At 55.3% G+C, this 9,428-nt stretch carries 6 protein-coding genes; 3 read left to right on the top strand and 3 right to left on the bottom strand.

Translation table 11 applies throughout. From position 1 onward, the window contains the following. The 3 genes from Q1B15_RS08855 to Q1B15_RS08845 all read left to right on the top strand — a co-directional run. On the top strand, positions 1-903 hold a 903-nt coding region (locus tag Q1B15_RS08855), incomplete at its 5' end, for a thiamine pyrophosphate-dependent enzyme (RefSeq protein ID WP_299753118.1). Positions 904-962: 59 nt separating this feature from the next. Further along, positions 963-1,532, top strand: a complete 570-nt coding sequence (gene ilvN / locus Q1B15_RS08850) for an acetolactate synthase small subunit (protein WP_299753116.1) — start codon at positions 963-965, stop codon at positions 1,530-1,532. Between the two features lie 95 nt (positions 1,533-1,627). Further along, positions 1,628-2,539: a pirin family protein gene (locus tag Q1B15_RS08845; protein WP_299753114.1), complete on the top strand. Its 912-nt coding sequence runs from the start codon at positions 1,628-1,630 to the stop codon at positions 2,537-2,539. 431 nt (positions 2,540-2,970) lie between these two features. Here Q1B15_RS08845 and Q1B15_RS08840 read toward each other — a convergent pair whose 3' ends face one another. The 3 genes from Q1B15_RS08840 to Q1B15_RS08830 form a co-directional block, all read right to left on the bottom strand. After that, positions 2,971-4,098, bottom strand: a complete 1,128-nt coding sequence (locus Q1B15_RS08840; RefSeq protein WP_299753112.1) for an aminotransferase class V-fold PLP-dependent enzyme — start codon at positions 4,096-4,098, stop codon at positions 2,971-2,973. Positions 4,099-4,190: 92 nt separating this feature from the next. Next, positions 4,191-4,826 carry a hypothetical protein gene (locus tag Q1B15_RS08835; protein ID WP_299753110.1) on the bottom strand — a complete coding sequence of 212 codons (636 nt, stop codon included), beginning with the start codon at positions 4,824-4,826 and terminating at the stop codon, positions 4,191-4,193. A gap of 431 nt (positions 4,827-5,257) precedes the next feature. Continuing rightward, entirely contained in the window at positions 5,258-8,926 is a 3,669-nt protein-coding gene (locus tag Q1B15_RS08830) for a vitamin B12-dependent ribonucleotide reductase (RefSeq protein WP_299753108.1), read from the bottom strand. Positions 8,927-9,428 lie beyond the last annotated feature (502 nt).

Here is a 9,428-nt window from a genome sequence, read left to right as displayed (position 1 = left end):
GACCGGATCACCGGTCGGGTTCAGGATTTTTCACCGGGGTCCATAAAGGCCCATGTGGATATTGATCCGTCGTCAATCAACAAGATCATCCGAGTGGAGCTGCCGATCATTGGCGACGTAGGCCATGTTCTCGAAGATATGTTAAGACTTTGGAAATCGCGCGGCCGAAAAACCGATAACGCCTCTGTGAAACGGTGGTGGCGCCAGATCGAAGAATGGCGCGCGGTCGATTGTCTGGCGTTCAAGCAAGAAGGTCCTGTGATCAAGCCGCAATATGCTTTGGCGCGGCTGGAGGCTTTGACCAAGGATCATCCGTCTCGCTATATCTGCACCGAAGTCGGCCAGCACCAGATGTGGGCAGCGCAATACCTGAACTTTGATGACCCGAACCGTTGGATGACATCCGGTGGCCTTGGTACGATGGGATACGGCTTTCCGGCCTCAATCGGTGTGCAGATGGCGCACCCCGATGCTTTGGTGATCAACGTGGCCGGCGAAGCTTCGTGGTTGATGAACATGCAGGAGATGGGCACCGCCATGCAATATCGCCTGCCGGTGAAGCAGTTCATTTTGAACAACGAGCGACTTGGCATGGTGCGTCAGTGGCAAGAGTTGCTGCATGGTGAGCGCTATTCCGAGAGCTGGTCCGAGTCTCTGCCTGACTTTGTGAAGTTGGCGGAAGCTTTTGGTGCAAAGGGAATTTTGTGTTCGGATCCAACAGAGTTGGACGACGCGATCATGGAAATGCTGAACCACGAAGGTCCGGTGATTTTTGACTGTTTGGTTGCAAAACACGAGAACTGCTACCCGATGATCCCGTCGGGTGAACCGCACAATAAGATGCTTCTCGGCGATGCATCGACGAAAGATGCCATCGGCACCAAGGGCGCGGTGATGGTGTGAGGGGCCCTGCCCTTCGCGACGATCACCACGAGGTTTTTTGGAAAGGATGAAGAGAGACCATGTCTCCACTTAAAATCAAAAAAGGGTCTTCAAGTCATTCGGCCTATGACCTTCGCGACCCGCACGCTGAAGAAATTGAGCGTCACACGCTTGCAGTTGTCGTCGACAACGAAGCGGGCGTTCTGGCGCGCGTGGTCGGGTTGTTTTCTGGACGTGGCTACAACATCGAAAGTCTCACAGTTGCCGAGATCGACCACACAGGGCATCGCAGCCGGATCACAATTGTGACAACCGGTACACCGTCGGTGATCGAACAAATCAAGGCTCAGCTGGGGCGGATTGTCCCGGTTCATGAGGTGCATGACCTGACCGTTGAAGGGCCAAGCGTCGAGCGCGAATTGGGTTTGTTCAAGGTTGCCGGCACCGGTGACAAGCGCGTTGAGGCGCTGCGTTTAGCGGATATATTCAGAGTAAATGTCGTTGATTCCACACTGGAGAGCTTCGTGTTTGAGATAACCGGAACGCCGGAAAAGATTGATGCTTTTGCGGAACTGATGCGCCCATTGGGATTGCTCGAAGTCGCGCGGACCGGCGTTGCAGCTTTGTCGCGCGGCGACGCTTCCAAGTAGGGGTCCCGCTTTTCTAACAGGCTTTGTGCGCGCGCGACGGTTTCTCTGTCGCGCGTTTGCGTTATATGAATGGACATGCTTAACGGAGCTTTGCCATGACCTTTCGCCCAGTAAAATCGACTTCGACAGCGCAGCCAACTATGGAGGGTGCGGGCGTTCATTTGCACCGCGTTTTTGGTTTCGGCGACCCCGATGAAAGTGATCCATTTTTGTTGCTGGATGATTTCCGCAACGATGATCCGGCCCTTTATAGCAAGGGATTTCCCTGGCATCCGCACCGGGGGATCGAGACGATTACCTATGTGCTGGAAGGAAAAGTTGAGCATGGTGATAGCCTTGGCAATCGCGGGCTTCTTCGGCGTGGATCCGTGCAGTGGATGACGGCTGGGTCCGGGATTTTACACCAAGAGATGCCGAAGGGTGACGTTTCGGGGCGAATGCACGGATTTCAGCTTTGGGCGAATTTGCCCGGTGCGGTGAAGATGACTGAACCACGCTATCAGGATATCCAAGGCTCAGATGTCCCTGAGATAATTGACGATGACGGAACGCGGGTGAAGATCATTATTGGAAAGTTCTGGGGAAAGACGGGCCCGGTTGACGGCATTGCGGCCGAGCCGATGTTTGTGGATGTCTCGGTGCCTCCAAATACGCGAAAAGTTTTGCCGGTGGATGCGTATTCCAATGCGTTTGCGTACGTTTTTGCAGGCTCGGGAAGCTTTAGGGACGCCTCGCAACCTATTGGAGTAAGAGTGGAAAAAGAGTTTCGTGGTGAGGAATTGAACATCCGAGACATGTCAGGGAACCGGACCTTGGTGCGGTTTGATACGGGCGACGAGATCAGCGTCACCACAGCGAACGAAGGCATCCGGTTCTTGCTGATTTCGGGGCGGCCTTTGCAGGAGCCGGTGGCGTGGCATGGGCCTATTGTGATGAACACCCAGGCAGAGCTGATGCAGGCGATCAAAGAGCTTAACAATGGGACCTTCATTAAGTCTCGGCATTGATCCAGGCGCGCAGTTGTTTTTCGGTCGGCCGAAGTGATTGGCTATAAGGGTCTGTTATTTTGTGAGTTAACGTCGTTTTTTCGATGTCGGTGCTACGCGGTGTAACGTCGGCATTTCATTCGTGCGGGCGTTCGCAGGCTCGACGATCCGTTCGCTTTCGCAGCTCTGAATGAGCGATCCATGGACCCAGCGCCCTTTGGGCTCGTGAAATTTACGCCGTCTGTTCAGCTTCTTTTATGCTTGCCGATTTCTTATATCAAAGTGCGGACGCGCCGCCTTGGAAACGGAGTAATCGCGGGAAAACACCTATGTAAGGGGCTATTATCGCGTTCAAGCGACAGGTCGGGTGAAGGCCGGGCCCTCCAAGCATGACTGAAGTCAAGCAATGTCCGACCCCTCGCAAGGTTTCTGATGACGGTAGAAGCGCACGCTTAGGCCTGCACGGCGTCCAGCGCAGCCTTAACCTTTGCAACAGCGCCGTCCACATCGGCCAGTTTATCCAGGCCGAACAGCCCAAGACGGAAGGTTCTAAAATCATCGGGTTCGCCAACCTGAAGCGGCACGCCAGCAGCAATTTGCATGCCTTGCGCGGCGAATTTCGAGCCGTTCTGAATATCAGGATCATCGGTGTAGGACACAACAACGCCGGGCGCCTCATAACCGGAGGCCGCAACGCTTTGGATGCCCGCCTCAGACAAGAGCGCGCGGACTTTCGATCCAAGTTCAAGTTGTTGGGCTTTGACCGTGTCGAACCCGATCTGCTTGGTTTCAAGCATCGTGTCGCGGAATTTGACCAATGCATCGGTCGGCATGGTTGCGTGATACGCATGGCCCCCACCTTCATAGGCCTGCATGATCTGGTACCATTTCCCAAGATCGCAAGCGAAACTGGTGCTTTGCGTGTCGACCATTCGTGCGATTGCATGATCGCTGAGCATGACGAGACCGGCGGCGGGAGAGGCGCTCCAGCCTTTTTGCGGCGCCGAGATCAACACATCTACGCCTGTGGCCTCCATGTCGACCCAGATTGTGCCGGAGGCGATACAATCGAGAACGAAAAGCCCGCCGTAAGAATGGACCGCGTCCGCCACGGCGCGAATATAGGAATCGGGCAAAATGATCCCGGCGGACGTTTCGACGTGAGGGGCAAACACGACATCAGGTTTTTCTTCAACAATAGTGCGAGTGACGTCTTCAATGGGCGCAGGCGCGAAAGGCGCCTGATGATGATTGCCGGTGCGGCGCGCATTCATAACGGTGGTGCTTGTCGGAATGTTTCCAGTGTCGAATATTTGCGTCCAGCGGTAGGAAAACCAACCATTTCTGATAACCAGCGCTTTGCGGCCAGTGGCGAACTGCCGCGCGACAGCTTCCATTCCGTAGGTTCCGCCACCGGGGATAATGGCGACGCCTTTCGCGGCGTAAACCTCTTTCAGCATTGATGAAATATCGTTCATCACCGCCTGAAACGCCTTTGACATATGATTAAGCGACCGATCCGTAAAAACGACCGAAAACTCCATCAAGCCGTGCGGGTCAATTTCGGAATTCTGTGTCATGGCGTGCCTCCCTGCAAGTCCGTGTCACAATGGGATAGCGCGCCAGCGCGCCTCTGGGAAGACGCGAATGCGAAGGTTATTTCAAGAAAAAATTACCCGAAAGACGCGCGAATGAACTGACCGGTCATTTTGGTGCGGACCCGACGGTTGCGCCCGCGGGTGGGTTGCAGCGTGAGGATGATGCGCTCGAGAATTGGAACGAGCGAATGTTCAGACCCTTCCGCGAGAGGAACAGTCTGCGTGCCGGCTTTCATTCGCACGCGCAATTGCCCAGGCTTGCTAGGCTCTTTCGAGCGCACAATGAAGACGCTTTCAATGTCGTCCACCTTCAGTATGGTGCGCACACAAAAACGGTCTTTGGCGTTCAGAGTGCCGATGCGAATTTCGCTCCGTGCGCTATCCACCTGAAATTTCATGCGAAAACCTCGGTCTGCATAGCGGTGCAAACCAAACCCGACGGCAAGGAAAGCCAGAAGCATCGCGGCCTGCACGACCGCAACGCCGCTTGAATGGCTTTGGATGCCTGGCAAAAACAACACGATACCGGCAGACGGAATCATCATCATTCCCACAAGCTTGATCGCAAGTTCCGACAGAATACTTTGGTCGTTTTTGCGCTTCTTCTTTTCGGAGACGTTAAATCCCCAGTGCGACTCCCAGACGCGTAGTTTTGATGACGCAGTCCGCGCAGTATTGGCATTCCAGAAGTCTTCAGCAAGTGCGTTCATATTCCGGAACTCCAGTACTAATCGTTCGCCACCTTGTGCAAATGGACACCCTAACTTGGCAACAATCGGGCAAAACGAGGCAATTATTAAGGAAGTGTAAAGAAAAACGCTCGCCGCCTGGCTGTAGAAGCTTACCTTTGGGTAACTTAGACCCTGGCAACCGCGTGGCTTAGCGCATTGGCAGGACGCGATTCTTGTTTGACGATAAAGAAGAAGGGGCCCCGAAGGACCCCCAGTTTCGCTTGTCAGGCTCAATCTATATTTACCGCTCGTTTTTTGCCTGCGGCCTGACCCGCGTCAAGGGCGAGCGCACCCGCCCCTTGTACAATGAAACGCTTTTGCGTTCCGTCGGGTGGATCTCGCGGATTGCATCGCAATCCGCAGGTCCCAGCCCGTTTAAAGTGAGGCTATCGCCGCCCCACCATATTCCGTCAGCTACACCCAGACGTTCCGCCGCAGGTATTGCACTTCATGCAGGTGCCGTTGCGCACCAATGTGTAGTTGCCACAATCGCCGCAAGGATCGCCCTCATAGCCCTGCATTTTGGCCTTGGAGCGCGGGTCCATCGACACGGTTCCCAAGCTCAGTGCGGTTTCGGCTTTCACGTTAGGCACAAGCGTTTCAAGCGTTGCGACCGCGTCACCAGCGGAGTTAAGTGCCGTGGCCCCTGCTCCGCCCTTCACGACCATCAGGCCCTGAGGCGCGCGGTTTCTGAGGTAACCGGTGGAGACGACCTTGCGCAGAACATCGACCGGATCCTCGCCGCGTGAACCGTTTACTTCCTCAAAGTTGCGCTTGCCCTCCTCTTCGCCGCGACCAAGGTCGTCAAAGCTGACGCCCTGCGGTTTGACGTGGGCAAGATCGGTGCGGTCGAGGTAGCTGACGGCAAGTTCGCGGAAGATGTAGTCAAGGATCGACGTAGCGTTCTTGATGCTATCATTGCCTTGCACCATCCCGGCTGGCTCAAACTTTGTGAACGTGAAGGCATCAACGAATTCGTCAAGCGGCACACCGTACTGAAGGCCGACCGAGACCGCTATGGCGAAGTTGTTCATCATCGCACGGAAGCCAGCGCCTTCTTTGTGCATATCGATGAAAATCTCACCGATTTTGCCGTCCTGGTACTCGCCAGTCCGCAGGTAGACTTTGTGACCGCCCACTACCGCCTTTTGGGTGTAGCCCCGGCGACGCTCGGGCAACCGCTCGCGACCACGAGCGATTTCTTTGACGATGATCTTTTCGACCATTTTCTCGGCCAGAACGACGGCTTTTTCCTGGGTCGAGCCTGTCTCGAAGATTTCAGCGGCTTCGTCGTCGTCCTCGACAAGGGCGGCGGCAAGTGGCTGGGACAGTTTAGAGCCGTCGCGGTAAAGCGCGTTGGCTTTGATGCCAAGGGACCAAGACAGTTCGTAGGCGGCTTTGCAGTCCTCTATCGAGGCGTCGTTCGGCATGTTGATCGTCTTCGAGATCGCACCAGAGATGAACGACTGGGCGGCGGCCATCATTGTGATGTGGCTATCGACCTTAAGGAAGCGCTTGCCCTTTTTGCCGCAAGGGTTGGCGCAATCGAAGATCGAATAGTGCTCTTCCTTGAGGAAAGGCGCGCCTTCCAACGTCATCGTTCCGCAGACATGGTCGTTGGCGGCCTGGATATCTTTCTTGGTGAAACCGAGATGGCGCAGAAGATCAAAGGACGGATCGTTCAGCTTGGCCGTGGGAATGCCCAGCGTGCCAGTGCAGAATTCTTCGCCCAGCGTCCACTGGTTGAAAACGAAGCGGATGTCGAAGGCAGATGGAAGTGCCGCTTCAATCTTTTCGAGTTCCGCAGCGCCAAATCCGTGACCAATCAGCGACGTATGGTTAATGCCCGGGGCATTGCCGATGGTGCCGTGACCAACAGCGTAAGAGATGATCTCTTCGATCTGAGCCGAGCCGTAGCCCTGCTTTTCCAGAGCGGCGGGAACCGAGCGGTTAATGATTTTGAAGTAACCGCCCCCAGCGAGCTTTTTGAACTTCACGAGTGCGAAGTCAGGTTCGATACCCGTCGTGTCGCAATCCATGACCAGGCCGATCGTACCAGTGGGCGCGATGACCGTGGATTGTGCATTGCGATAGCCGTGCTTTTTACCAAGGCTAAGTGCTTCGTCCCAAGATGCTTTGGCCAATTCCACCAAACGCTGGTCCGGGCAGTTGGCGTGATCAAGGGCAACCGGGTTAACATTCATTAACTCGTAGCCGTCGGTTTCTCCGTAAGCGGCGCGGCGATGGTTACGGATGACGCGCAGCATGTGGTCGGCGTTTTTCGCGTGCCCCGGGAAGGCTCCAAGCTCGCCCGCCATTTCAGCGGATGTTGCGTAGGAAACGCCGGTCATGACAGCAGTGAGGGCCCCGCAAAGGGCGCGGCCTTCGTCGCTGTCGTAACTGAAACCCATGTTCATCAGCAGGCCGCCGATGTTGGCGTAGCCAAGACCGAGGGTGCGGAAGTCATAGGACAACTGCGCGATTTCCTTGGACGGGAACTGCGCCATCATCACCGAAATTTCCAGCGTGACGGTCCAGAGGCGCGTGGCGTGCACGTATTCGTCGGTCTGGAATTCGCCGTCTTTATAGAAGGTGAGCAAGTTCATCGACGCCAGGTTACAGGCCGTGTCATCGAGGAACATGTATTCCGAGCACGGGTTTGAGCCCCGGATCGGGCCATGTTCCGGGCAAGTGTGCCATGCGTTAACGGTGTCGTGGTATTGGATGCCGGGATCCGCGCAGGCCCATGCCGCGTGGCCAACCTGCTCCCAAAGGTCGCGGGCTTTGATCGTCTTCGCAACCTTGCCGTCTTTGCGGCGGATCAATTCCCAATCGGTGTCGTCCCTGACTGACTTCAGAAAGGCGTCAGTGACGCGGATCGAGTTGTTCGAGTTCTGACCAGATACCGACGAATAGGCTTCGCTATCCCAGTCTGTATCATAGGTCGGGAATTCGATCGAGGCATAGCCTTGACGTGCGTAATCGAGGACGCGCTTGATGTAAGTCTCAGGGATTGCTGACTTTTTGGCGTCTCGGATGGCGGCCTTCAGTGTTGGGTTGGCGGCGGGATCGTAGGCGCCTTCTGCGGAACCATCAAAAGCAGCGATGGCAGCAAAGATACCATTCAGCTTCAGCTCGTGCATTTTCGAGCCCGCGACAATCGAGGCAACTTTTTGCTCTTCGATTACCTTCCAATTAATGAATTTTTCGATGTCCGGGTGGTCGGCGTCGCAAATCACCATCTTTGCCGCGCGGCGTGTTGTACCACCTGATTTGATTGCACCAGCTGCACGGTCACCTATTTTCAAAAAGCCCATAAGGCCTGAAGATTTGCCGCCACCAGAAAGATTTTCGCCCTCACCACGCAGCATTGAGAAATTGGTCCCAGTGCCCGAGCCATACTTGAAGAGTCGTGCTTCGCGAACCCATAGGTCCATGATGCCACCTTCGTTTACGAGGTCATCAGCGCAGGACTGAATGAAGCAGGCGTGGGGCTGTGGGTGCTCGTAGGCTGAGTTGGACTTGGTCAGTTTGGCGGTCTTGTAGTCGACATAGTAGTGGCCCTGTGACGGCCCATCGATGCCATAGGCCCAATGCAGGCCGGTGTTGAACCACTGCGGCGAATTTGGTGCGGCGCGTTGTGTGGCGAGCATGAAGCGCATCTCGTCGAAGTAAGCGCTGGCGTCGGCTTCCTTTGTGAAATAACCGCCCTTCCAGCCCCAATAGGCCCATGCGCCTGCGAGCCGGTCGAACACCTGACGCGCAGATGTTTCGCCGACGAAGCGATCTTCTTCGGGCAGCTTTTCGAGAGCTTTGGTATCGGGGACCGAACGCCACAGGAACTCAGGAACGCCCTTCTCCTTAACCTTCTTTAACAACGCAGGCACGCCGGCTTTACGGAAGTACTTCTGTGCGATGACGTCAGAGGCGACCTGACTCCAGGTTGTCGGGACTTCGACATTGTCGAGTTTGAAAACGATCGTGCCGTCTGGATTGCGAATCTCTGAAACAGTGTGCGTGAACTCGAGCGACGCATAGGCGTCTTTTCCAGCCTTCGTGAAAGAACGATCTATTTTCATTAACTTGCCCCGTGGTAGGTCGTTTTAAGAGTGGCGCGCCTTTGGCTTACGCCGATTATTTCGTGCCGGTCAGGGGCGAGGGAACTACCTTGATCGAAGCGTTGCCCGTACAAACGGACCACTACATCGCCCTTGGGGGAGCGTTTTTGATTTGGTTGTCATCCCTGCGCCGTGACCACTAGATATTGTGGCTCACTGACCGACCTGCACAACCTGAAGCAAGAGAGGTGTGGTCGTCAACGGGGTTTTTTACAATTCTGTGAAGTTTTTTGGGTTGACCGGCAGGGCCCTGCCGATAGTGCGATTCTATGCTTGGCGGACGGGTCGGACCGGGCGAAATGCTGGCGCGCGGCCCTTATCCTAGAAATCCTATATCTGCCAAGACGGTAAGGGCGCATATTGAGGTTTTGAAGGCTGAAATGTAGGTGTCGACTCGGCGTAAACCCTTCGATCACGCTTGTTTGCGTTGGAAGTAAAATTAAAAACGGTTAATGCAAATGTG

Origin of the sequence: uncultured Boseongicola sp., assembly GCF_937988555.1 — a bacterium.
Taxonomy (GTDB): Bacteria; Pseudomonadota; Alphaproteobacteria; order Rhodobacterales; family Rhodobacteraceae; genus Boseongicola.
This window is presented reverse-complemented; position numbering and strand designations above follow the sequence as displayed.

Excerpts from the sequence above, each read along its gene's own strand:
- Q1B15_RS08830 (WP_299753108.1), bottom strand. The coding sequence starts at position 8,926 with ATGAAAATAGATCGTTCTTTCACGAAGGCTGGAAAAGACGCCTATGCG.
- Q1B15_RS08835 (WP_299753110.1), bottom strand. The coding sequence starts at position 4,826 with ATGAACGCACTTGCTGAAGACTTCTGGAATGCCAATACTGCGCGGACT.
- ilvN (WP_299753116.1), top strand. The coding sequence starts at position 963 with ATGTCTCCACTTAAAATCAAAAAAGGGTCTTCAAGTCATTCGGCCTAT.
- Q1B15_RS08840 (WP_299753112.1), bottom strand. The coding sequence starts at position 4,098 with ATGACACAGAATTCCGAAATTGACCCGCACGGCTTGATGGAGTTTTCG.
- Q1B15_RS08845 (WP_299753114.1), top strand. The coding sequence starts at position 1,628 with ATGACCTTTCGCCCAGTAAAATCGACTTCGACAGCGCAGCCAACTATG.